The 23,566-nt window shown below is 66.4% G+C and carries 25 protein-coding genes and 2 tRNA genes; 17 read left to right on the forward strand and 10 right to left on the reverse strand.

The features are described 5' to 3' along the window. Window positions 1-143: 143 nt before the first annotated feature. A tRNA-Ala gene (locus PWS46_RS11665) sits at window positions 144-219 on the forward strand. A gap of 186 nt (window positions 220-405) precedes the next feature. Here PWS46_RS11665 and PWS46_RS11670 read toward each other — a convergent pair. After that, window positions 406-1,257 (reverse strand): transporter substrate-binding domain-containing protein, encoded by an 852-nt coding sequence (locus tag PWS46_RS11670; protein WP_434615230.1) that lies wholly within the window; start codon window positions 1,255-1,257, stop codon window positions 406-408. A gap of 183 nt (window positions 1,258-1,440) precedes the next feature. After that, window positions 1,441-1,515 (reverse strand) — tRNA-Val (locus PWS46_RS11675). A gap of 194 nt (window positions 1,516-1,709) precedes the next feature. Here PWS46_RS11675 and PWS46_RS11680 point away from each other — a divergent pair. From PWS46_RS11680 to PWS46_RS11705, 6 genes are all read left to right on the forward strand, one after another. Then, the gene (locus tag PWS46_RS11680; protein WP_434615233.1) at window positions 1,710-2,666 is read left to right on the forward strand and encodes an N-formylglutamate amidohydrolase; all 957 of its coding nucleotides are present in this window, start codon (window positions 1,710-1,712) and stop codon (window positions 2,664-2,666) included. Window positions 2,667-3,248: 582 nt separating this feature from the next. After that, window positions 3,249-4,658, forward strand: a complete 1,410-nt coding sequence (otsA, locus tag PWS46_RS11685) for an alpha,alpha-trehalose-phosphate synthase (UDP-forming) (protein ID WP_434615236.1) — start codon at window positions 3,249-3,251, stop codon at window positions 4,656-4,658. 85 nt (window positions 4,659-4,743) lie between these two features. Further along, window positions 4,744-5,733: a glucokinase gene (locus tag PWS46_RS11690; RefSeq protein WP_434615239.1), complete on the forward strand. Its 990-nt coding sequence runs from the start codon at window positions 4,744-4,746 to the stop codon at window positions 5,731-5,733. A gap of 111 nt (window positions 5,734-5,844) precedes the next feature. Next, window positions 5,845-6,243 (forward strand): winged helix-turn-helix domain-containing protein, encoded by a 399-nt coding sequence (locus tag PWS46_RS11695; RefSeq protein WP_434615242.1) that lies wholly within the window; start codon window positions 5,845-5,847, stop codon window positions 6,241-6,243. 120 nt (window positions 6,244-6,363) lie between these two features. Next, window positions 6,364-6,942 (forward strand): YqaA family protein, encoded by a 579-nt coding sequence (locus PWS46_RS11700; RefSeq protein ID WP_109085039.1) that lies wholly within the window; start codon window positions 6,364-6,366, stop codon window positions 6,940-6,942. 33 nt (window positions 6,943-6,975) lie between these two features. Continuing rightward, the gene (locus PWS46_RS11705) at window positions 6,976-7,821 is read left to right on the forward strand and encodes a TrmH family RNA methyltransferase (protein WP_434615246.1); all 846 of its coding nucleotides are present in this window, start codon (window positions 6,976-6,978) and stop codon (window positions 7,819-7,821) included. 6 nt (window positions 7,822-7,827) lie between these two features. Here PWS46_RS11705 and PWS46_RS11710 read toward each other — a convergent pair whose 3' ends face one another. Further along, entirely contained in the window at window positions 7,828-8,289 is a 462-nt protein-coding gene (locus PWS46_RS11710) for a hypothetical protein (protein ID WP_434615249.1), read from the reverse strand. Window positions 8,290-8,494: 205 nt separating this feature from the next. On the opposite strand from PWS46_RS11710, the gene msrA reads away from it, so the two are divergent. The 5 genes from msrA (at window position 8,495) to PWS46_RS11735 (ending at window position 12,893) form a co-directional block, all read left to right on the forward strand. Then, window positions 8,495-9,136 carry a peptide-methionine (S)-S-oxide reductase MsrA gene (msrA, locus tag PWS46_RS11715; protein ID WP_434619983.1) on the forward strand — a complete coding sequence of 214 codons (642 nt, stop codon included), beginning with the start codon at window positions 8,495-8,497 and terminating at the stop codon, window positions 9,134-9,136. A gap of 153 nt (window positions 9,137-9,289) precedes the next feature. Beyond that, window positions 9,290-9,832: a PAS domain-containing protein gene (locus PWS46_RS11720; protein WP_434615252.1), complete on the forward strand. Its 543-nt coding sequence runs from the start codon at window positions 9,290-9,292 to the stop codon at window positions 9,830-9,832. Continuing rightward, window positions 9,829-11,754, forward strand: coding sequence for a DNA translocase FtsK (locus PWS46_RS11725; protein ID WP_434615255.1), 1,926 nt, complete (start codon window positions 9,829-9,831; stop codon window positions 11,752-11,754). The genes PWS46_RS11720 and PWS46_RS11725 overlap by 4 nt, the downstream gene beginning before the upstream one ends. Window positions 11,755-11,781: 27 nt before the next feature. Beyond that, on the forward strand, window positions 11,782-12,282 hold the full coding sequence (locus tag PWS46_RS11730; protein ID WP_434615258.1) for a DinB family protein: 501 nt from the start codon (window positions 11,782-11,784) through the stop codon (window positions 12,280-12,282). Continuing rightward, window positions 12,279-12,893, forward strand: coding sequence for a pyridoxamine 5'-phosphate oxidase family protein (locus PWS46_RS11735; RefSeq protein ID WP_434615261.1), 615 nt, complete (start codon window positions 12,279-12,281; stop codon window positions 12,891-12,893). The genes PWS46_RS11730 and PWS46_RS11735 overlap by 4 nt, the downstream gene beginning before the upstream one ends. Window positions 12,894-12,903: 10 nt before the next feature. Here the strand turns inward: PWS46_RS11735 and PWS46_RS11740 are convergent, their stop codons facing one another. Next, window positions 12,904-14,985 (reverse strand): sensor histidine kinase, encoded by a 2,082-nt coding sequence (locus PWS46_RS11740; RefSeq protein WP_434615264.1) that lies wholly within the window; start codon window positions 14,983-14,985, stop codon window positions 12,904-12,906. A gap of 141 nt (window positions 14,986-15,126) precedes the next feature. Beyond that, the gene (locus PWS46_RS11745; protein WP_434615267.1) at window positions 15,127-15,870 is read right to left on the reverse strand and encodes an MgtC/SapB family protein; all 744 of its coding nucleotides are present in this window, start codon (window positions 15,868-15,870) and stop codon (window positions 15,127-15,129) included. Between the two features lie 271 nt (window positions 15,871-16,141). Between PWS46_RS11745 and PWS46_RS11750 the strand changes: the two genes are divergently transcribed. Genes PWS46_RS11750 through PWS46_RS11770 form a run of 5 tightly spaced genes read left to right on the forward strand, consistent with a single transcriptional unit; the run spans window position 16,142 to window position 20,328 of the window. Next, the gene (locus PWS46_RS11750; protein WP_434615270.1) at window positions 16,142-16,336 is read left to right on the forward strand and encodes a periplasmic nitrate reductase, NapE protein; all 195 of its coding nucleotides are present in this window, start codon (window positions 16,142-16,144) and stop codon (window positions 16,334-16,336) included. Between the two features lie 23 nt (window positions 16,337-16,359). Then, window positions 16,360-16,626, forward strand: a complete 267-nt coding sequence (locus PWS46_RS11755) for a chaperone NapD (RefSeq protein WP_434615273.1) — start codon at window positions 16,360-16,362, stop codon at window positions 16,624-16,626. A 50-nt stretch (window positions 16,627-16,676) separates the two neighbouring features. Beyond that, a complete protein-coding gene (gene napA / locus PWS46_RS11760) occupies window positions 16,677-19,175 on the forward strand; it encodes a nitrate reductase catalytic subunit NapA (RefSeq protein ID WP_434615276.1) in 2,499 nt (832 codons plus the stop codon). Between the two features lie 14 nt (window positions 19,176-19,189). Beyond that, window positions 19,190-19,714, forward strand: coding sequence for a nitrate reductase cytochrome c-type subunit (locus PWS46_RS11765; RefSeq protein WP_434615279.1), 525 nt, complete (start codon window positions 19,190-19,192; stop codon window positions 19,712-19,714). Beyond that, window positions 19,711-20,328, forward strand: a complete 618-nt coding sequence (locus tag PWS46_RS11770) for a cytochrome c3 family protein (protein ID WP_434615282.1) — start codon at window positions 19,711-19,713, stop codon at window positions 20,326-20,328. Before PWS46_RS11765 ends, PWS46_RS11770 begins: the two co-directional genes overlap by 4 nt. Window positions 20,329-20,453: 125 nt before the next feature. On the opposite strand, the gene PWS46_RS11775 is transcribed toward PWS46_RS11770, so the two are convergent. The 5 genes from PWS46_RS11775 to PWS46_RS11795 all read right to left on the reverse strand — a co-directional run bounded on the left by PWS46_RS11775 (window position 20,454) and on the right by PWS46_RS11795 (window position 23,516). Beyond that, window positions 20,454-20,879 (reverse strand): DUF5412 family protein, encoded by a 426-nt coding sequence (locus tag PWS46_RS11775; protein ID WP_434615285.1) that lies wholly within the window; start codon window positions 20,877-20,879, stop codon window positions 20,454-20,456. Window positions 20,880-21,014: 135 nt separating this feature from the next. Beyond that, on the reverse strand, window positions 21,015-21,443 hold the full coding sequence (locus tag PWS46_RS11780; RefSeq protein ID WP_434615287.1) for a DUF5412 family protein: 429 nt from the start codon (window positions 21,441-21,443) through the stop codon (window positions 21,015-21,017). Next, window positions 21,443-22,141, reverse strand: a complete 699-nt coding sequence (locus PWS46_RS11785; protein ID WP_434615290.1) for a polymorphic toxin type 44 domain-containing protein — start codon at window positions 22,139-22,141, stop codon at window positions 21,443-21,445. The genes PWS46_RS11780 and PWS46_RS11785 overlap by 1 nt, the downstream gene beginning before the upstream one ends. Window positions 22,142-22,303: 162 nt before the next feature. Next, window positions 22,304-22,675 carry a hypothetical protein gene (locus PWS46_RS11790; protein ID WP_434615293.1) on the reverse strand — a complete coding sequence of 124 codons (372 nt, stop codon included), beginning with the start codon at window positions 22,673-22,675 and terminating at the stop codon, window positions 22,304-22,306. A 10-nt stretch (window positions 22,676-22,685) separates the two neighbouring features. Next, complete coding sequence (locus PWS46_RS11795; RefSeq protein ID WP_434615296.1) at window positions 22,686-23,516, reverse strand: hypothetical protein; 831 nt, start codon at window positions 23,514-23,516, stop codon at window positions 22,686-22,688. Window positions 23,517-23,566 lie beyond the last annotated feature (50 nt).

Here is a 23,566-nt window from a genome sequence, read left to right on the forward strand (position 1 = left end):
CGCTTTCCGGTGGGGGCGGGAGGTCCGGCGGGGTGGTGAAAAAAAGCGGGAAAGGACGAATTTTCCGCTTGCATCACTCCACCGCCTGACTATTATCCCGCTCCACCAAGGCCGGACGGAAACGACCGGCCCCCAGAGTTAAAGGGGCCATAGCTCAGCTGGGAGAGCGCTACAATGGCATTGTAGAGGTCAGGAGTTCGATCCTCCTTGGCTCCACCAAATCGATCAAGGGCTCGGCGAGCAATCGCCGGGCCCTTGATGCTTTTACACCATGCTCCTGGCTGAACCTCCGGCTTTACCCATATTTGCCGGCTCACTCCATTTAATGGCCGGACAGATGGCCAGCCCCATGGAATGCCGCCGCGCACGGAATCGGCGCAACGGCATCCGCATGGCTCCGGCCGGCTACTTCAGCCAGCGGTCGAACACCGCCTGATACTCGCCAGTGGCGACGGCACGATGCAGCCACTGGTCGATCCACAGCTTCAGCACGATGTCGCGCGGCAGCAGGAAGGCCTTTTCCGAGAAGTCGAAGGGCTTGTCCGGATGGACGGCGCACAGCTCCGGATGCAGCTTCTGCTGAAGCCGGGTCTCCACCGCGTCGGTGATCATCAGGTCGGCCTTGCCGGCGACGATCTGGTCGAAGATGGTGACGTTGTCCGGATGCACCTCGATCTGGGCAGTGTGGATGTGGGCGCGGGCGAATTTCTCGTTGGTGCCGCCCGGATTGACGATCAGGCGGACGCCGGGCTTGTCGATGTCGGCAACGGTCTGGAAGCGGTCCTTGTTCTCACAGCGGGTGATCGGCGTCTTGCCGTCACGCATCAGCGCATCGGAGAACAGCGCCTTCTTCTGCCTCTCCAGCGTCACGGAAACACCGCCGACGGCGATGTCGTATTTGTCGGCCAGCAGGTCGGGCAGCAGGGTGCCCCATGTCGTCTTCACGAACTCGACCTTGACGCCCAGCGCCTTGCCCATGGCCTCGGCAAGGTCGATGTCCATACCCTCGAACTTCTGCGTCTGCGGATTCAAATAGGTAAAGGGCTTGTAGTCGCCGGTGGTGCCGACGCGCAGCGTGCCGGCCGACAGGACGGCGTCCAGGCGCGACGTCTCGGTTGCCGTGCCGGCGGCCTGTGCGGCGGGGGCCGTCTGCGCCGAGGCTCCGGTGGGCGACAGGGCGGCGACGGCACAGACCAGAACCGCGCCGACGGCGGCGGCAATGCTCCGGCCGCGGCGGCGCAGGGTACGGACAGGCATGAAGAATCCTCCCAATGCTTTGTTTGCGAACCGGATGGTACGGCGCAGGGAAGGATCTGGCGAGGGGGCTTGGCGAGGGAAGCGAACCGAGCGGGCGGAGTGCAGATATGCAGCGCCCGTGGGGGTGCGGAAGCGCCAAAATGGAGAAGGCCGCGAACCCGTTCCGGTTCGCGGCCTTCAGAATGGTGGGCGGTACTGGGATTGAACCAGTGACCCCTACGATGTCAACGTAGTGCTCTCCCGCTGAGCTAACCGCCCACTGTAGCGGCCGGTGGCGAAGCGCTTGGCGTCGTTCCGTCCGGCGTGGGCGGGTGTATACCGACCTCCTTGCCGACACGCAAGACCTTTCATGACCACTCCCGCTTTTTTTATCCGCCAGCGATAGAGCGGCTGCCGATCCCGTGACAGAGGTCCCGTGACACGGGGGCCACCGTCCATTACATCATTCGACCATGGACGCCTCCTTCGACGCGCAGCGCGACGCCGGCGCCGGAACCGATCCGGCCGCCGCCGCTTCGCCGCCAAATGCCCCGGCCTTCGAAATCCTGGCCCCGCAGAGCCAGAGGCTGCCGCTCGTGCTGGCGTCGCCGCACAGCGGGAACGCCTATTCCGCCGCGTTTCTCGCCTCCTCCCGCCTGGATGCCCGCGCGCTGCGCAAGTCGGAGGACTGCTTTGTCGACGAGATCTTCGCCTTCGCCCCCGGTTTGGGCGTGCCGCTGATCCGCGCCCTGTTCCCGCGCGCCTATCTGGACGTCAACCGCGAGGCCTACGAGCTGGACCCGGAGATGTTCGCCGATCCGCTGCCGGCCTATGTCAACACCCGCTCGCCCCGGGTGGCGGCGGGGCTGGGCACCATCGCCCGCGTGGTCGCCAACGGCGAGGACATCTACAAGAGCAAGCTGCGCTTCGCCGAGGCGCTGGACCGGGTCAGCCGCTGCTACACCCCCTATCACAACGCCCTGCGCCAGCTGGTCGACGCAACCCGCGACGCCTTCGGCCACGTGCTGCTGATCGATTGCCACTCCATGCCGTCCGCCGGCGCCGCCACCGATGGACGGCGGGGCAACGGACGGGGCGGCGGGCGCGGCGCCAGCCATCCCGACATCGTGCTGGGCGACTGTTTCGGCAACGCCTGCGCCCCGGCGGTGATCGACGCGGCGGAGGCCTACCTGTGCGGGCTGGGCTATGCCGTCAGCCGCAACAATCCCTATGCCGGCGGCTACACCACCCGCCATTACGGCCGGCCGCGCCAGGGCATCCACACGCTGCAGATCGAAATCGCCCGCGACCTCTACATGGACGAGGCGGCGCTGACGCGCCTGCCCTACCTGGACGTTCTCGCCCGCCACATGACCGAACTGGTCGACACGCTGGGCCTGCTGCCGCCGCACGGACTGGGTCCGCGCTGATCGGCGGATGAGGCGCCGGCAAGGGACCATTGCCCCGTCTCTGCCACAGTTTCGCCTTATCACGTCAGGGCCAAGCTTCGGCTCGGCACCGCTGCGGCGTCTTCCGGGCAGGCGCGCCTTCGCGCCGGAACCGGGGGCCATTCGCACAAAAAAAGGGCCGCGGGCGGACCCGCGGCCTCAGTCTAGGGAGGAAACGCCCAAGAAGTGCGTTACGCCAACTTCCACGCCGAGGCGCGACCGTTGCCGCACTGCACAATATGAACGCGACCCCGGCCGGCTTCAAGCCCAAAAAAGAATTTCTTATTCATTACATTACGTTAACCGCAGTTGGAGGTATCGCGAACCGGATAGCGCCTAGGCATGCTATGTTGCGATGCAGCATGGCCGTTCGTGGAGTGATCCGCCCCAAAGGACAGGGAGCGCCGGACCTTCGGACCAGCGTCTTGAGCTTGACGGCCGGCGCTCGGAACCAAGCCCGCCCACGGTCGTTTCGTAGTGGTCCCGCAAAGGGTGTCCGCCAGGACAGCCGGACCTCGCGGGCTGCGGAACGCCCTGCCGGCGGCCAATAAGGAGAAGAACATCGTGAGCAGGCTCGTCGTCGTATCCAACCGGGTGGCCCTGATGGAAGAGGGCAAGCAGGCGGCCGGCGGTCTCGCCGTCGCCATCCTCGCGGCCTTGAAGAAGACTGGCGGCATCTGGTTCGGGTGGAGCGGAAAGGTCGTCGACGGCGAGTCGCAGGCGGAACCGACCCGGACGGAGGCCGGCAAGCTGACCTATGCCACGCTGGACCTGGGCCGCCGCGACCACGAGGAATATTACAACGGCTTCGCCAATCAGACCTTATGGCCGCTGTTCCATTACCGGCTGGGCCTGATCTCGGTAAACCGGCGCACGCGCGAAGGATACGAGCGGGTCAACGCCTATTTCGCCGACAAGCTGGAGCCGCTGCTGCGCACCGACGACATGATCTGGGTCCACGACTATCACCTGATCCCCTTCGGCGACGAACTGCGCCGGCGCGGCTGTTCGCAGCGCATGGGTTTCTTCCTGCACACGCCCTTCCCGCCGCCGGAACTGCTGACCGCCCTGCCCAACCACCGCGACCTGATCCGCGAGCTGTGCGCCTACGATCTGGTCGGATTCCACACCGCCACCGACCTGCGCGGCTTCTGCGACTATATCCGCACCGAGACCGACGGCACGGTGGAGCAGCGCGGCGCCTACGGGACGGCGACGATCCGCGCCTTCGGCCGCACCCTGCTGGCGAAGGTCTTTCCCATCAGCATCGACACCGAGGCGCTGGAGAGCCTGGCCCGCACCGCCGGCCGCTCGCGGCAGGCCGAACGTCTGCGCGAGAGCCTGGTCGGCCGCCGCCTGATCATCGGCGTCGACCGGCTCGACTACTCCAAGGGCCTGCCGCAGCGCTTCGCCGCCTTCGAGCAGCTTCTGGAGAGCTATCCGGAGCATTGCAACCGCGTCTCCTTCCTGCAGGTCGCCCCGCCTTCGCGCGAGGATGTGCCGGAATACATCGCCATCCGCCGCGAGTTGTCGGAGATGGCCGGCCGCATCAACGGCCGATTCGCCGAGTTCGACTGGCAGCCGATCCGCTATCTGAACCGCAGCTTCGGCCAGCGCGTGCTGGCGGGCTTCTACCGGCTGGCCAATGTCGGGCTGGTGACGCCGCTGCGCGACGGCATGAACCTCGTCGCCAAGGAATATGTCGCCTGCCAGGACGCCGACGATCCGGGCGTGCTGGTGCTGTCGCAGTTCGCCGGCGCCGCCCACGAGATGGGCGAGGCGCTGATCGTCAACCCCTTCGACATCGAGGGCGTCGGCGACGCGCTGCAGCGGGCACTGACCATGCCGCTGGGCGAGCGCAAGGAACGCCATGCCGCCCTGATGCAGACCCTGCGGCGGCACGACATCAGCTGGTGGCGTGAAAGCTATGTGGACGCGCTGACCCGCGCACCGTATGACTTTCCGGTCACCTGAGCATCCGCTCGGTCCATAATCGAGCATCCGCCCGACCCATCATTCGAGCGTCCGCTCGGCCCACCAACAACGCAGACCCGGATCCATGGCCGCCGATCTCTCCTCCACCCCGGCTCCCATCCTTGTCGCCGACATCGGCGGCACCAATGCCCGCTTCGGCCTGATCGACGGCAGGATCGTGCGCGACACCCGCGTACTGCGCTGCGCCGACTACGCCTCGATCGAGGATGCGGCCGGCGCCTATCTGGCGGCGGTCGGGCTGGCGGCGGTCGGCACCCCCGGCCGGCCGAGGCGCGGCGCCTTCGCGGTGGCCGGGCCGGTCACCGGCGACCACATCGCCATGACCAATCTGGTCTGGCAGTTCTCCGTCAACCGGGTGCGCGACGCCCTGGGGCTGGAGGGGCTGGTCGTCATCAACGACTTCACCGCCGTCGCCCTGTCGGTGCCGCGTCTGGCGGAGGAGGACCGGCGCCAGATCGGCGACGGCGCGCCGCAGGCGGGGGCCGTCGTCGGGGTGCTTGGGCCGGGCAGCGGTCTGGGCGTGTCCGGTCTGGTGCCGGGCGCCAACGGCCGCTGGACCGCGCTGTCGGGCGAAGGCGGTCATGTCAGCATGGCGCCGATCAGCGACCGCGAGAGCGCCGTGCTGGGCCAGCTGCGCAAGAGCTTCGACCATGTCTCGGCCGAGCGGGTGCTGTCCGGGCCGGGCCTCGTCAACCTCTACGGCGCACTGTCGATCCTGGACGGGCGGGAACCGGCCGCCCTTACGCCTGCGCAGGTGGCCGACAACGCGCTCAACGGCAGCGAACCCCATTGCGTGGAGGCGGTGGAGATGTTCTGCGCCATGCTGGGCACCGTCGCCGGCAACCTCGCCCTGACGCTGGGCGCGCGCGGCGGCGTCTATATCGCCGGCGGCATCACTCCGAAGCTGGGCACGCTGTTCACCCACTCCCGCTTCCGCAAGCGCTTCACGGAAAAGGGCCGTATGCGCGACTTCCTGGCCCCGATCCCCACCTATGTCATCACCCACGACCTGCCCGCCTTCCTGGGCCTCGCCGAGGCCGCCGGGGCGGAGTAAGGACCGCGGAGCAGGGCGCGCGGAACAGGGTTCGCCCCACTTGCCGCTTGAACCGGTGGGGCGGACCCCACATGGTTGTTCCCATCCCTTTCGGATTCGCAACGGACCACCATGCCCGCCGACCTTCGTGTCCGCTTCCTGCACCCGTCGGGCGCCATCGGCCCCGGCAAGATTGCCCTGCTGGAGGCCATCGACCGCACCGGCTCGATCTCCGCCGCCGCGCGCTCGCTGGACATGACCTTCCGCCGCGCCTGGTTCCTGGTGGAGACGATGAACACCGCCTTCCGCGAGCCGGTGATCCGCACCAGCGTCGGCGGGCGTGAAGGCGGCGGCGCCGGCCTGACCCCGCTGGGCCAGGAGGTGGTCGCCCGCTACCGCCAGACCCAGGAAGAGGCGCGCAAGGCCGCCGAGCCGCACCTGCGCTGGCTGGACGAGGTGCTGAAGGACGAAACTCCCAAAGAAAAGCCCAGGGGAGAGAAGTCCGGAGAGGAGTCCGCCGGAACGGGCTAACGCCTCCGGAGGACTTCACCCTGTCCGGGGGCGGTCGAATTGGACACTGGCGCACCGGGACCGTCGCGCCTAAAAGATGCCTCGTGCACCGCAACGGCAGCGACGAAGGACGGCCCATTCATGCTGAAGCGTCTTTACGACTGGACGATGGCCAAGGCCGCGTCGAAGGATTCGACGGCCTGGCTGGCCGGGGTCTCCTTCGCCGAAAGCTCCTTCTTCCCGCTGCCGCCGGACCTTCTGCTGGTGCCGATGGTCATCGCCAACCGCAAGGCGGCGTGGAAGCTGGCGACGATCTGCACGCTGGCCTCCGTCGTCGGCGGCATCGCCGGCTACATGATCGGCTATTTCCTGTACGAGACGATCGGCCGCTGGGTGATCGACTTCTATCACCTCACCGACAAGTTCGAACAGCTGCGCCACACCTTCGTCGAGTACGGGGCGGAGATCCTCATCATCAAGGGCATGACGCCCATCCCCTACAAGCTGCTGACCATCACCGCCGGCGTGGCGCATCTGCCGCTGTGGGTGTTCATCGGCGCGTCGATCATTTCGCGGTCGATCCGCTTCTATCTGGTGGCGGCGCTGCTGTATTTCTTCGGCCCGCCGATCCGCGCCTTCATCGAAAAGCGGCTGACCCTGGTCACCAGCGTGTTCGCGGTGGCGCTGATCGGCGGCTTCCTGGTGGTAAAGCTGCTGTAAGCCGCCACTTCCTTTCAGACAGACAGGACCTCCATGCCTCCGCGCGGGCGCCCGCCCCATCCCAGCCGCGCCCGTTCCCGGATCGCCGCCCCCGCCATCCCGTCCGCTCCGTCAGCCCCGGAGCCCACCGAATCGCGCAAGCTGTTCCGCGTCGCTGGTCTGGCCGCCGTCTCCGCCCTGTTCGCCCATGAGCCGGAGCGGGTCGAGCGCCTGTTCTTCGACGAGCGGCTGAAGCCGGCGGTTGGCGCCTACTGCAAGGCAATGGCGGCGGCCCGCAAGCCCTACCGCATGGTGGAGGCGGACGAACTGGCGAAGGTCGCCGGCACCGTGCTGCATGGCGGGGTGGTGGCGCTGATGGCGCCGCGGACGCTGCCGCTGTTCGACACGGAGGCCGCGCGCCGGGCGTCCGAACCGCTGCTGATCCTCGACGGGGTCGGCAACCCGCACAATCTCGGCGCCATCCTGCGCACCGCCGCCTTCTTCGGCCTGCCCCGCGTCCTGGTGTCGGACCATCCCGGTCAGGCCCTGCCGTCGGAGGCCGCCTATCGCGTGGCCGAGGGCGGGTTCGAGTGGGTGGCGCTGGAGCGCGCCCCCACCCTGCCGGCCATGCTGAAGCGTCTGCGTGCCAGCCACCGGGTGTTCGGAACGGCGCTGGACCAGACCCGGCCGACGGTCGATGCCGGCGCGCTGACCGGCTGGCGCGGCGAACGGACTGCCAAGCCGCCAGCCGTCATTCTGGGCAACGAGGAGGACGGCATCCCGCCGGCCACCCTGGCGGCCTGCGAGGCGGTGCTGACCATTCCCGGCAGCGGGCGGGTCCAGTCGCTGAACGTCGCCGCCACCGCAGCCATCCTCATCCACGCGCTGACGGCAGGCTGAGGCGGCTTAACCGAGCATCGCGATCAACACCACCGCAACCAGGGCCATGGAGGCCAGCGGCAGCAGTTCCACGCCGTCACGCATCCAGGTCGGCGCATTGCCGTGATGGCCGCCGGCATGTCCGTCCGCGATGTCGTCGGCCCAGCCATGGCGCGAGGGAATGGCACCCGGCGCCGACACCGCGGGAGCCGCCGGATTCGCCATATCGACGACCCCGTCGCCACGGTGATAGTCGCCGCGCTGGCGGGCCAGTGCCGGATTGGGCCGGCCCCGCATCAGGCGGGAATCGTCCAGTTCGACCTCGACGCCGGCAGCCTCCACCCGCTCGATCACCGCGGCGGTTTCCTCCGGCGTCATGGTATCGACGGGCAGGATCTCGCCCAGCGCTTCGGCGCTCAGCCGGTTGCCGTTGCGGCGGCCACGGTCGATCAGCGATTGGATGAGGCGGTCGTCTGTGGTGCTGGCCATGATGGCTCTCCTTCTTGACCTTTTTCAAAACTTGGGCATAGCGTTCTGCATGTTCAAACGCGCGGAACCGGGTGAAGGTTCACGCCATCCCCCCATCCTCTTCCCCTGCGCCACCTTGCCGCGGCCCGGACTCCACCCGACATAAGTGGTCACTCCAACGGATCGTCATCGATCCACAGGATCGTCACTGATGGGAGACCCGACCATGCTGGGGCATTTTCTGCGCAAGCCGGCGACGCTGCCGACGCCGGAGGAGGCGCTGCCCGGCCGCAGCCAACCCGTTCCGGTTCCCGAACAGCATCACGTCAACGGCCATCGCCTGACAGGCCCCTACCCGCCGGGGTTGGAGGTCATCGACCTCGGGCTCGGCTGCTTCTGGGGGGCGGAGCGCAAATTCTGGCAGCTTCCCGGCGTCTGGGTGACCGCCGTCGGCTATCAGGGCGGCCACACCCCGAATCCGACCTATGAAGAGGTCTGCTCCGGCCGCACCGGCCACACCGAGGCGGTGCGCGTCGTCTACGACCCGGCGATGGTGAAGGTCGAGGACCTGCTGCGCGTCTTCTGGGAATCGCACGACCCGACCCAGGGCATGCGCCAGGGCAACGATGTCGGCACCCAGTACCGCTCGGCCGTCTACACCCACAGCCCCGCCCAGAAGGCGGCGGCGGAGTCGACGCTGGCCGCCTATCAGGAACGGCTGGCCCAGGCCGGCTACGGCCCGATCACCACCGAGATCCGCGAGGCTCCGCCCTTCTACTTCGCCGAAGGCTACCACCAGCAGTATCTCGCCAAGAATCCCAACGGCTATTGCGGGCTGGGCGGCACCGGCGTCACCTGCGCGGCGTAGCGACGCGCGGATGGATGCAGGACTGCGGCGCCGCTGCCGGGCTTAGCCCTTGCGGTTGCGCCGCACCGGCCCTTGCGGGTATGGTTCGGGCGGCTCTTGAAAGCTCCGGCGGCATCATCGCGCGGGAGCGCCGCCCGTCCAGCTGCGATTGTCATGACCAAGGAAAGAACCGAGCTGGCGACGCCGTATCTCAGCGGCCTGCTCGAATTCTGGCTCACCAAATCCGTCGCCGGCCGTCCGCCGGTCCCCAGCAGCATCGCCCCGGCCGATCTGCGGCCGTGGAAGGACAACATCGCGGTGTTCGAGGTGATCGGGGAGGAATCCGGCACCTTCGTCTATTCCTATTACGGCAGGGCGCTGGCCGCCGCCTTCGGCCAGTCGCGCCTTGGCGCCACGCTGGACGATCTGCCGCCCGAACAGCGGGCGTTGCTGCAGCCGGAATACGAGACGGTGCGCCGTGAACGGCTGCCCGTCGCCCGTGTCCACACCGCCGTCTTCGGCGGACGCACCCGCAGCTTCGAACGGCTGGTTCTGCCGATGTCCAGCGATGGGGTCAGCATCGACAAGCTGCTGGTCGCCGCCTACGAGATGACGCCGCGCGAACTGGCGGCGCGGCCTCCGATGCACTCCCCGGCGCCGGGTTCTTCCTCCGGTCCAATCCCCCTCACCGTTCAGAAGCCGGGAGCCTCGGCATGACCCCGCGTATGCCGCATCTCGCCGCCCCGCCCACCCAGGCGGGCGTGGTGACCGCCGACGAGTTCAATCTGTGGTGCGCGCTGAACGGCCGCCCCTTCAACCTCGTCCCCAACCCGCGCCCCGACGGCCGCGTGATGTGGGATGTGGAGGTCCTGCCCGGCACGCCGCGCGCCGGCACCGTCTATTCCACCAACCTGTCGGACGAGGCGCTGGCGGTGGTCGCCGGCTTCGCCTTCCTGTCGGGCGTCGAATGGGCCTATGAGGCGCGCGATCCGGCGGAGGCCGAAGCGCCCGCCGCCGCCCCGTGCGAGGCCGCACCGGCCGCCGCCGCAACTCCCGCCCCGGCGGCGGTTCCCTGCGCGCCGGCCGCGCCCGCCGCTCCGGCAGAGCCGGTGGAATATCCCGCCGTCTATTCGCTGCCCGCCGTCGCGCTGCTGCAGAACCCGCCGCCGCGCCCGGTCCTGCAGCATGACGAATCGGTGCTGGCCCGCAACGCGCGGATGCTGGAAACCGTCCTGAAGAACTTCCGCGTCCGCGGCGAGATCATGGACGTCCGCCCCGGCCCGGTGGTGACGCTGTACGAGTTCGAGCCGGCGCCCGGCACCAAGTCGGCGACCGTCATCAACCTGACCGACGACATCGCCCGCTCGATGAGCGTGGTCACCGCCCGCATCGCCATCGTCCCCGGCCGCAGCGTCATCGGCGTCGAGCTGCCGAACCCGGTGCGCGAGATGGTCTATCTGCGCGAAAGCTTCGACCACGACGCCTTCCGCAACACCACGGCCCAGCTCGCCATCGCTCTCGGCAAGGACATCAGCGGCGAGCCGGTGGTCGCCGACCTCGCCCGCATGCCGCACCTGCTGGTCGCCGGCACCACCGGGTCGGGCAAGTCGGTGGCGATCAACACCATGATCCTGTCGCTGCTCTACCGGCTGCCGCCGGAGCGCTGCCGTTTCATCATGGTCGATCCCAAGATGCTGGAGCTGTCGGTCTATGACGGCATCCCGCACCTGCTGACCCCCGTCGTCACCGACCCCAAGAAGGCGGTGGTGGCATTGCGCTGGGCCGTGCGCGAGATGGAAAGCCGTTACGAGGCGATGTCCAAGCTCGGCGTCCGCAACATCGAGGGCTACAACGCCCGCATGGCGGAGATGATCGCTGCCGGCGAGAAGATGCCGCGCCGCACCCCGGCGCCGGGAGAGCCCGAGAATGTCTTCGACCTGACGCCGTCGGAACCGACGCCGCTGCCCTACATCGTGGTCATCGTCGACGAGATGGCCGACCTGATGCTGGTCGCCGGCAAGGAGATCGAGGCGGCGATCCAGCGCTTGGCCCAGATGGCGCGTGCCGCCGGCATCCACCTGATCATGGCGACGCAGCGTCCCTCGGTCGACGTCATCACCGGCACCATCAAGGCCAACTTCCCGACCCGCATCAGCTTCCAGGTCACCAGCAAGATCGACAGCCGCACCATCCTCGGCGAAGCCGGGGCGGAGCAGCTGCTGGGCCAGGGCGACATGCTGTACATGCAGGGCGGCGGCCGCATCACCCGCGTCCACGGCCCCTTCGTCTCCGATTCGGAGGTCGAGGAGATCGTCCAGTACGTCAAGGCCCAGGGCGCCCCCAACTACGTCACCGCCATCACCGAGGAGGAGGAGGAAACCGCCGCGGTGGAGGACGAGGAGGGCGGTCCGGCCGCGACCGGCGACGACCTCTACATGCAGGCCGTCAACCTCGTGGTGCGTGAAGGCAAGGTGTCGGTCAGCTTCATCCAGCGCCAGCTGCAGATCGGTTACAACCGCGCCGCCCGTCTGGTCGAGCGGATGGAGACCGAGCGTGTGGTCGGCCCCGCCAACCACCAGGGCAAGCGCGAGGTTCTGCTGTCCCACGCCGGCCTGTCGGCCAAGCGCGCGGGGGTTTGATCCTCACTCCTCCGTAAGAGGCTTCCCATGGACCCCAAGCCGCATTTCGAGACCCTCGCCCGCTACAACCGATGGGCCAACCGCCGCCTGTACGACGCCGCGGCCCAGCTGTCCGACGCGCAGTTCCGCGAGGATCGCGGCGCCTTCTTCCGCTCGATGTGCGGCACGCTGAACCACATCCTGGTCGCCGACCGGGTGTGGCTGGAGCGGATCGAAGGCGGCGGGCCGAAGCCGTCGTCGCTCGACGAGATCCTGCATGACGATTTTGCCAGCCTGCGCGCCGCCCGCGAGGCGGAGGACGAGCGCATCCTGCGCGTGGTCGCCGCGACTCCGGCGGAGCGGTTCGAGTCGGTCCTCTCCTACCGCAGCATGGCCGGCACGCCCTATGAGATGCCCTTCGCCCAAATCCTGACCCACGTCTTCAACCACCAGACCCATCATCGCGGACAGGCGCACACGCTGCTGGGCCAGTTCGGGCTGACGACTCCGGTGCTCGATTTCGTCTATTTCCTGCTGGATACGAAATGAGCCGCCCGATCACCGACCTCGCCGCGCTGGAAGCCCTCTATGGCGAGCCGGCCGCGGCCTCCATCGCCAAGGAGGTGCCGGCGCTGACCCCCGGCTACCGCGCGCTGATCGAGGCGTCGCCCTTCCTCATTCTCGCCACCAGCGGGCCGGACGGGCTGGACGCCTCGCCGCGCGGCGACGGGCCGGGCTTCGTCCGGGTGGCCGACGACCGCACCCTGCTGATCCCCGACCGCCGCGGCAACAACCGCATCGACAGCCTGCGCAACATCCTGGCCGATCCGCGGGTCGGGCTGCTGTTCCTGGTGCCGGGCCTGAACGAGACCCTGCGCGTCAACGGCCACGCCGTGATCGACACCGACCCCACGCTGTGCGACAGCTTCGCCGTCGACGGCAAGGCGCCGAAATCGGTGCTGGTGGTCACCATCGAGACGGTGTTCTTCCAGTGCGCCCGCGCCCTGCTGCGCTCCCGCCTGTGGGATCCGGCGGCCCAGGTGCCGCGGAGCGATCTGCCGTCGACAGGCGCCTTGCTGGCGGAGGCCAGCGCCGGGCGCGAGGGCGGCGACGCCTATGACCGGTCACTGGCCGAGCGGATTCCGAAGTCGCTCTACTGAACCGCCGCCGCTATTGCGCGGCGAGCCTGCCGGGAACCGACAATTGAGCGCGGCCGTCCGGCAGCCTGATGGTGAAGACGGAGCCCTCGTCGCGCACGCTCTCCACCGTCAGCGTTCCGCCATGGGCGGCGACGATCTTCTGCGTCATGTAGAGCCCCAGCCCCGACCCCTTGGTCCCGCGCGAGGATGAGGCGCGGAAATAGATCGAACCGATGCGCTCCACCTCGTCGGGGCTCATGCCGCGGCCCTGGTCGGCGACGCGGATGACGACGACGCCCCCATCATCGCCGGCGCTCACCCGGACCGCCGTGTCCGGAGGCGAGTAGCGCAGCGCGTTCTGCACCAGATTGCCGATCGCCACCCCCAGGAACGGCGCGTCGGCCACAAGCACGCGGTCCGGGACCTCCACCGAAAGTTGCAGACGCTCCTCCGCCTCCGTCCCGGTCAGGCCGGCCCGAACCTCCTCCAACAGCTGGCCCAGCGCCACCGGCTCCGGCTTCAGGGCCAGCGCCCCCTGGTCCAGCGCATCGGCGGACAGGAACAGTTCCACCAGTTCCGCCATCTTGCGGGTGGTGTTGCGGATGCGCTGCAGCCGGGTCAGCGCCGACGGCGCCTCCACCGCGCCCGACAGTTCGATCATCTGTGCGGCGCTGTCTATGGAGGCCAGCGGGGTGCGGAACTCGTGCGACAGCATGGCGACGAAGCTGCGCTGCTCTTCCGCACGCTTGGTGGCGAAGGCCGATTCCTCGCGGGCGCGCAGCCGTTCCGTCTGCAGTCGGCCGATGCGCAGGGCCAGACCGGTGCCCAGCACCAGAACCGCCAGCATCGAGGCGACCTGATAGGGATCGGCGATGAAGAAGTCGGCGGGCAGGACACCGCGCAGGATCATCTGCGCCATGGTCAGTCCGCTCAGCGATACCAGGGTACTGGCAAGATAGAAGCGCGGAGTCGGATCACCGCGGTTCAACCAGGTCATCCGCGCGGTCAGCACAAGCGCGATGACCACCACGATCAGCGCCGACACCGTCACGATCGGGTTGGTCAGGGCGTAGAGCGGGGACACCGTCGACGGCAGCATCAGCACGGCCAGCAGCGCCAACCCCTGGTAGCAGCGGCGCAGCGAGGGTGCCCACGTCCGCAGATCGAGGATATAAACCCACATGATCAGCGCAGCGGCAAAGCCCAAGAAGCCCGTGCTACCCACCATCATGTTCATGAACCAGCCCGGCAGGTCCGGTAGCAGGGTGGCGGCGATTCCGTTGGCGAACAGGTAGTAACAGAAGACGGTGGCGACATAGCCGGTGTAGGCCAGCAGCGCCCCGTCGCGCAGCAGCAGGCCCAGCGCGACATAGCCCAGGACCAGAATGCCCAGCACCCCCAGGAACAGCCCCTGGAACAACAGATCGGTCGTCTGGTGGCCGATATAGGCGGCGGGTGCCCACACCCGCGCCGACAGGCGGATGGCGCTGACCGAATCGACGCGCAGATAGAGCGAGACCGGCTGTCCCTCCGGAAGGGTCAGCGACAGGGCATGCAGACGGGTCTTCATCGGCCGCTGGCTGAAGGGGACGAAATCGCCCAGCCGGACCAGCCGGTAGGCGGCGGGATCCTGCGGCCGGCCCCCCGCCGCCTTTGCCGCTGCCGTCGCCTTTGGCCCGATAGTTTTCAGAATGAACAGGTCCAGATGGTCGATATAGGCCTCACCCATTTCCAGCAGCCAGTCGGCCGGGGCGCCGGGCGCGCGCATCAGGTCGAAGCGGTACCAATGGATGTCGCGGGTCTGCCCGGCGCCGCGGAAATCCTCCCGCGGCTCCATCCCGCCGTCGGCATCGGCCTTCAGAACATCGGCGAAGTCCAGCTTGCGGTCAGGATCGACCAGCCGGGCGAAATGGCCGGCCAGAGTCGCGCTGGTGGTGGCGGAGCCCAGCAGCAATGGCTCCACGGCCGCTCCCGCTGCATGCGCCGCACCGGCGAACAACGGCAGGGCCGCCCAGAGCAGGACGAACAGCCTTGCGATCCGGCGGAAACGAACGGAGATCGCAGCCGCGCGCGCCGCGTCGCATGCGCCGCCGACGGTTCGCCGGGCCGGCAAAATGCCTTTCCCGCTTCCGCCCTTACGGCCGTTGTTCAAGTCCGTCGTCATCGTAAGGCATGAATAAAGCTAAAGTTTTAGAAAAAGATTAAGTTGGTATGTAATTCGTCCTCTGGAATTGCGGCCCCTTCCTGAGCCGCCTCAGATGCGCGACGGCGACAGCCTGAACTCCACGACGGCGTCGGTCGAGGCGAGGGCGCCGACCAGCGCCATCGGATCGGGATCGCCCTTTCCCTGCAGCACCAGTTGGCATTCGAACTGACCGCTGCCGCTGGCAAGGTGAAAGGCCCAGTCGATCACCTCGAATCCGTGCTTCTTGGCCTGCGCCCGCAAATCCTCCGGCGGCGGCGCCTTGTCGCGCGGGAAGACCAGGGTCAGATGGATCACCGACTGGTGCGGCAGCAGACGCTCGATTGGCCGCAGCAGGCTCATCACCAGAATGGTCAGCAGCGCTGCGGCGACGGCGACGGCATAGAAGCCGAGCCCGATGGTGATGCCGATGGCTGAGGTCGCCCAGATCGACGCGGCGGTGGACAGGCCGCGAATCGACAGCCCTTCACGCATGATGACTCCGGCGCCGAGAAAACCGATGCCGGTGACGATGCCCTGGATCACCCGCGTCGGATCGCCGGCCAACGCCGTCCCCTGCGCCGCCCCCTGCGTCCCGATGCCGCCATACCACATCGACGGGTAGGCGTTGACCACCGTCAGCGCGGCCGACGCCAGGCAGACCAGCCCGTAGGTCCGCATCCCGGCCGCCCGGCCGTGATAGCTGCGCTCGTACCCCAGCAGCAGCCCGACCGCCAAAGCCCCCAAAAGATGAAGGAGAATCAACCCGTTGGTCACCAGCTCGGCCGGCGACCAGTAGGAGCGCAGCAAATCCATGGCTCATCCTATCGCAAACCGGAGCGTCCGGTTCATGCCCTCGTCATAACTCTAGCGCAGCCGGGGCAGGAGCGCCCGCGCGGCGCAAGGCGCCATTCCGTCACAGGGCGTGTAGGGCCCCGCTTGACCTGGGTCAATTCCAGACCGCCGGAAAGTACCGATACTAAGGGCCGAAAACCGATACCTAAGTATCAGACTAAAGAACTGGTACACGGGATCGGCTCAAACCATTCCCGCTCCGTCCCGTTCCGCTCCGACCGAGAGTGCCGCCATGAGGCCCATCCCCTCCCCCATCCTGTCCCATCCGTCCGACCGGAAGGCGACCGACTCCGCGCCGGCCCCGACCCGCCGGGCCGAAGGGCTGATGTTCCTGTGGCTGGCGTTCCTGGTCTGGCCGTTGATCGCCGTCGGCACCGTCGCCGCCTACGGCTTCTCGATCTGGATGTACCAGCTCCTCACCCACTGAGTCCCTGCCCCCCGAGTACTGCCATGCCCCGCGCCCCCGAAGTCCACATTTCCAGCCTCGTCATCCAGCACAGCCCCGACCGCACCGACGCGCTGCGCGAAGCGGCGGCCGCCGTCGCCGGGCTGGAGTGGTGCGCGGCGGAGAACGGCAAGGCGGTGGTGACCCTGGTCACCGCCAGCGCGGCCGAGGTGGTCGACCGCATCGCCCTGCTGAACGCCGTCCCCGGCGTCCACAGCACCACCATGGTCTACCACCACTACGAACCCGCGGACGCGATCGACGCCGCCTGACGGCGGCGCAGTCCCGACCGAATTTCCTCCGAAACTGGAGTCTGCCTGCCATGTTCCTGACCCGCCGCGATTACCTGAAGGCGCAAGCCGCCGCTGCCGCCGCCGCGGCGGCCGGAATTTCGCTGCCCGCCTCCGCCGCCAACATCCTGACCGGTGAAGGCGCCAAGCTGAACTGGTCCAAGGCCCCCTGCCGGTTCTGCGGCACCGGCTGCAGCGTGATGGTCGGCGTCAAGGACGGCCGCGTGGTCGCCACCCACGGCGACGTGAAGGCCGAGGTGAACCGCGGCCTGAACTGCGTGAAGGGCTATTTCCTGTCCAAGATCATGTATGGCGAGGACCGGCTGAACCAGCCGCTGCTGCGCATGAAGGACGGCAAGTTCGACAAGGACGGCGAGTTCACCCCGATCACCTGGGACGCCGCCTTCGACATCATGGCGCAGAAGTGGAAGGAGACCCTGAAGAAGAAGGGTCCGACCGCCGTCGGCATGTTCGGCTCCGGCCAGTGGACCATCTATGAGGGCTATGCCGCCTCCAAGCTGATGAAGGCCGGCCTGCGCTCCAACAACCTGGACCCGAACGCCCGCCACTGCATGGCGTCGGCGGTGGCCGGCTTCATGCGCACCTTCGGCATGGACGAGCCGATGGGCTGCTACGACGACATGGAGCACGCCGACGCCTTCGTGCTGTGGGGCTCCAACATGGCGGAGATGCACCCCATCCTGTGGACCCGCGTCACCGACCGCCGCCTCAGCCATCCCGGCTGCAAGGTCGCCGTGCTTTCCACCTTCGAGCACCGCAGCTTCGACCTCGCCGACATCGGTCTGGTCTTCACCCCCGGGTCCGACCTGGCGATCCTGAACTACATCGCCAACCACATCATCAAGACCGGCCGGGTGAACAGGGAGTTCGTCGAGAAGCACTGCAACTTCAAGCGCGGCCGCGACGACATCGGCTATGGCCTGCGTCCCGACAACCCGCTGGAGCAGAAGGCGAAGAACGCCGCCAAGGCCAACGACTCCGACCCGATCACCTTCGACGAGTTCGCCAAGTTCGTCGAGCCCTACACGCTGGACAAGGCGCACGAGCTGTCGGGCGTGCCGAAGAACCGGCTGGAGGCGCTGGCCGAGCTGTATGCCGACCCGAAGGTGAAGGTCGTGTCCTTCTGGACCATGGGCTTCAACCAGCATGTCCGCGGCGTCTGGGCCAACAACCTCTGCTACAACATCCACCTGCTGACCGGCAAAATCTCCCAGCCCGGCAACGGCCCCTTCTCGCTGACCGGCCAGCCCTCTGCCTGCGGCACCGCGCGCGAGGTCGGCACCTTCTCCCACCGGCTGCCCGCCGACATGGTGGTGACCAACCCCGAGCACCGCAAGCACGCCGAGGAGATCTGGAAGCTGCCGGAGGGGACCATCCCCGACAAGGTCGGCTACCACGCCGTCCAGCAGGACCGCATGCTCAAGGACGGCAAGCTCAACGCCTACTGGGTCATGTGCAACAACAACATGCAGACGGCCCCGAACACGGCGAAGGAGACCTTCCCCGGCTACCGCAACCCGGAGAACTTCATCGTCGTCTCCGATCCTTACCCGACCGTCACGGCGCTGGCCGCCGACCTGATCCTGCCCACCGCCATGTGGGTGGAGAAGGAGGGCGGTTACGGCAACGCCGAACGCCGCACCCAGCTGTGGCGCCAACTGGTCGACGCGCCGGAGGGCGCGCGCTCCGACCTGTGGCAGCTCATGGAGTTCTCCAAGCGCTTCACCGTGGAAGAGGTGTGGCCGGAGGACCTGCTGAACAAGAAGCCGGAGCTGCGCGGCAAGACCCTCTACGAGGTGCTGTTCCGCAACGGTCAGGTCGACCGCTTCCCGCTGTCCGACCTCGACCCGGCTTACAACAACCAGGAGGCCAAGGAGGCCGGCTTCTACGTCCAGAAGGGCCTGTTCGAGGAATATGCCGCCTTCGGCCGCGGCCATGGCCACGATCTGGCGCCCTTCGAACAGTACCACCAGGAGCGCGGCCTGCGCTGGCCGGTGGTGGACGGCAAGGAGACCAAGTGGCGCTACCGTGAGGGCTCCGATCCTTACGTGAAGGCCGGCGAAGGCATGCGCTTCTACGGCAACAAGGACGGCAAGGCCAACGTCTTCGCCCTGCCCTACGAGCCGCCGGCCGAGGCGCCCGATGCCGACTATCCGTTCTGGCTCAGCACCGGCCGCGTGATCGAGCACTGGCACAGCGGGTCGATGACCATGCGGGTTCCCGAACTGCGCAAGGCCTTCCCCAATGCCGTGGTCTTCATGCACCCCGACGACGCCAAGGAATTGAACGTCCGGCGCGGCCAGGAGGTGCGCGTCACCTCCCGCCGGGGCGAGGTGCGGGTGCGGGTCGAGACGCGCGGGCGCAACAAGCCGCCGCGCGGCCTGGTCTTCGTCCCCTTCTTCGACCAGACGGTCCTCATCAACAAGGTGACGCTCGACGCCACCGACCCCATCAGCAAGCAGACCGACTTCAAGAAATGCGCGGTCAAGATCACGCCCGTGAACGCCTGAGGAGTGTCGGCATCATGAAGACCCGTTTCCTGATTGCCGCGCTGGCCCTTCTGGCCGGCGTTCCGGCCCTGACCATCGGCGTCGCCACCAGCGGCGTGGCCGCCGACAAGCCCATCGCTGCCGCGACCGGCACCGGCACGGTCGGAGGGATCAAGGTCCCCTCCACCAACCACCCGATCACCCTGGACGTCCCGGCCGAGGCGACTCACCGCGAGATCACCGACGACCAGAAGCACGTGCGCAACTATGCCGACCAGCCGCCGCTGATCCCGCATGCCATCCGCGACTATCAGATCGACCTGAACATCAACAAGTGCCTGACCTGCCACGACCGCCGCAACACGGCCGGCTCGCAGGCGCCGATGCTGTCGGTCACCCATTTCCAGGACCGTGACGGCCAGACTCTGGGCACGGTGGCGGCGCGGCGCTACTTCTGCACCCAGTGCCATGTGCCGCAGACCGACGCCCAGCCGATCGTTCCCAACAGCTTCCAAGACTTCGACTCGGTCCTGGGCCATGCCCAAGGCGGCCAGAAATGACGATCCGCTCCGCGTTTCTGGGCCTGTGGCGGCTGTTCGCCCGTCCCAGCGTCCATTTCAGCCTGGGCTTCCTGACGCTGGGCGGCTTCATCGCCGGCGTGATCTTCTGGGGCGGCTTCAACACCGCCCTGGAGGCCACCAACAAGGAAGCCTTCTGCATCAGCTGCCACGAGATGCGCGACAATCCCTATGAGGAGCTGAAGCAGACCATCCACTTCACCAACCGGTCGGGCGTGCGCGCCAGTTGCCCGGACTGCCACGTCCCGCACGAATGGACCGACAAGATCGCCCGCAAGATGCAGGCATCCAAGGAGGTCTGGGGCAAGATCTTCGGCACCATCGACACGCGCGAGAAGTTCCTCGACAAGCGCCGCGAACTGGCCGAGCACGAATGGGCGCGGCTGAAGAGCAACAATTCGCTGGAATGCCGCAACTGCCACAGCGCCGATTCGATGGACATCACCAAGCAGAACCCGCGCGCCGCGAAGATGCACGAGACCTACCTGTTCACCGGCGAGAACACCTGCATCGACTGCCACAAGGGCATAGCCCACCGCCTGCCCGACATGCATGGCGTGGAGCCGGGCTGGAGCATGAAGACCAGCCAGAAGTAAGCGTTTGAGTATGGAAACAGCCCCGCCTCCGGAAGGAGCGGGGCTGTTTGCGTTTCACGGGAACCTCGTCAGGCTATCGAACCGCCGCCCACCGCACCGCCAGCCCGCTTTCGACACCAGCGATATCACCGATAGGAAATGGCAACTCCATCCATGGAGCTTTCTCTCTGAACGACGTTCCCCTCGCCGAACGCCTCGGCGGCATTGGAGGCGGTGATTTCAACGGTTGCCGCATCAATCCATCTGACATGGAGGTCATGCTGTCCCCGCACATACAGGAACTGCTTGCTGCCATCGGGATCGAACTTCCGATTTGCCGGGGCCAAGGTTGCCCGGGTGTTGAAGCCTGTTGTTGCACCACAATCGACTGAATAGATGACCACCGCCACCTTTCCATCTGGCGAAGGCGTCTCTCCAAAATTATCAACTCGGCACATATCGAAGAAAAAAGCGATATAGATGAAAAATGTTGCGTATATCAATATAGGCACAAAAATAAACACACCAGCTGCAATCAATATGATTTTCTTTATTTGGGATTTTTTAATCATAATTTTCTATTGCCACTCGGTGATATATCTTGTCTAAATATTTAGCTCAAAATCAGAAAAATTTTGCCGGTATCTTTGCAAGGGCTTATCTTCTTTACTTTCCGGCATGGCATGCACCTATCGACAAAGAAAGTGTTACCGATAGGAGATGGCGACTCCATCCATGGTGTTTTCTCTCTGAACGATGTTTCCCTCGCCGAAAGCATCGGCGGCGTCGGCGGCAGTGATTTCAACGGTTGCCGCATCGATCCATCTGACATGGAAGTCGTGCTCACCCCGTACATGAAGGAATTGCTTGCCGATCTTCGGATCAAAGTCCCTGTTCGCTGGAGCCAAGCTTGCCCGTCTGTTAAACTTGGTTGCCGCACCACAGTCGATTGAATAGATGACTACAGACATCTTCCCGTTTGGCGAGGGAATTTTGCTAAATTCCTCAACCTCGCATAAATTAAAAAAATATTCTACATACACATACCCCGCCACAAAAACAATAATCGGAGCCGATATCAGTAATATCAATAGAGCACATATCCAACGCCATATTTTACCAATTTTACTGGACATCACTTTCCCCATCGATATTTCATAAGATAATATTCATAGCCCCTCGCTATATCATTATAGTCAACCGGATCATCTCCAAATGGTGCGCGCCCTCCGATCCCAAGATAGGCTTCAAGTATACTGGGCGCCGTCCCCCAAGATGGGTCACTTTTCCCATGTGTCACTTGATACCAGCCAGCCATCCGTTGAAGGGTATCCAATGAATATCCCGTCGCAGCGCCAACGGCACCATAATGAAAATTCCCAAACTCCTCGTACTCTCTCGATATCCTTTTAAAATCCCATGGACCATAACTCTTGACTTGGTCGTAAAACAACAAATCACCCACGACAGTATGCGCCGAATGATTCTCCGCCTCTCTTATGTTCTTATCGATATCCACACCCGGCGGAGCTTTCGGTACGCCGTTTCCCGGACTGTAACCATGAGATTGAGCATGACCGCTGCCGGACGGCCAACCGCGCTCATGTTCTGAAACGAGCACATCCTCACCGCTTACAGTTCGGATGTATTCGTTGACATGAACCGTAACGCCATGCTCCGCCCTATCGTTCGGACGTCCGGCAAAGTCATGGCGGGAATTATCAGGATATAGCGCGTCAAAGCCGCGCGTCACCTTCGCAATCCATCGTTCACGCTCTGGATCCGCGGCATTCCAATAACGCGGATCCCGCATCATCGCGTGCAGAGCATCCATTGCCGATGCCTTTGCCCGTTGACTGGACATAACGCCCGCCCCCATCACAACACACCTGTAATAGGAATATTTGCGCAACGCACCTTCGTTCAGACATAAATTCAAATCTCAACATCTGAAGAACTGCCCGTTCCCCTGATCGAAATCAGGATTTCCCTCTGCCTACCCCAGCATCGCCACCGCCGACAGCGCCAGCAGCGTCACCAGCACCGCCTCGCCCAAGCCCACCAGGCCGCGCAAGCCCAGTGCCACCCACCAGCTCGCCCAATCGCGCCGGTGGCGGACCTCCTTCAGCAGGCGTTCCTGGATGCCGGCGACGGTGCGGCGGGCCGACAGGCTGGCGATGCCGCCGACCAGCGCCACCAGTCCCGTGCCCAGCACGAAATACAGAGCGCCCTTCCAGCCGGCGAAATGGTCGGGGTCGTTCAGGTAATGCCCGGTGCCGACGACGATCCACACCGCCGCCGGCCAGACGCCGACGATCTCCGGCCCCGGCCCATTCTGCGGCGGTCCTTCCTTCGGCTGCTCGCCCATCGCCGCCCCCTCAGCCGCCCGGCACATGGCGGTAGGCGAGCACCCGCGTCGCCGGCCCGCCCTCGACATCGGCGAGCGGCAGCAGCAGTTCGACGAACTTCGCCCCCGGCAGCATCGGGTCGTCGCGCACCAGCAGGCAGCGCGGCTCGCCGCTCTCCAGGCAGGCGCGCAGGTCGGACAGCCAGCGCTGCGCCGCCTGTTCCGGATGGCAGTCGCTCACCCGCTTGGTCGTCGGCCGCCCGGCCAGCCGGCGCTGCAGGGCGCGGCCGCAGGATTTGTAGACGAAGTCGCCACCATCGGCGGTCGGCTCCATCAGGGCGATGCGCGGCACGCTCTCCCGCACCTGGGCGGTGTCGATCTCGGTCGCCAGCGGCATGCGGCGCTTGCGCTTCAGCCGCACCCAGTGGGTGTAGAGGATGCGGACCTGCGGCGTCTGCTCCACATCGATCACGTCGGCCCGGCAAGGCGGCGGCGGGGCGTCGATCACCGGCACAGCCACCGGCGCCGACGCGAATGCAGCCGCCGCCGGCACCGGCTGAGAGACCGGCTGCTGCACCGGCCGCGACGCCGCGGCGGTGACCAGCGTGTGCGCCTGTCCCGCCGGCGTGTGGCCGATCCGTCCGCCATGCTTCTTCAGCATCGGCAGCGGCGCCCAGGCGGTGCAGGTGTGATAGCCCTTGGTGATGCGGCGGTAGTCCTGGCTGCTGGCGGTGCGGCATTCGCCCTCCACCCCGTGGCGGGCGACGTAGACCAGCGTGTTGTCCTCCGACAGCGCGCGCTCCCCGCCCCACGAGACGCAGGCGGCGCAGGCGCGGCTGTCCTTGGCGAATGCGTGGCTCATCGGGGCGTATCTCCAAAGGGTATGCGAAGCGGGAGAATGGGAATTGATGC

Origin of the sequence: Azospirillum sp. B2RO_4, assembly GCF_051124815.1 — a bacterium.
Lineage (GTDB): Bacteria > Pseudomonadota > Alphaproteobacteria > Azospirillales > Azospirillaceae > Azospirillum.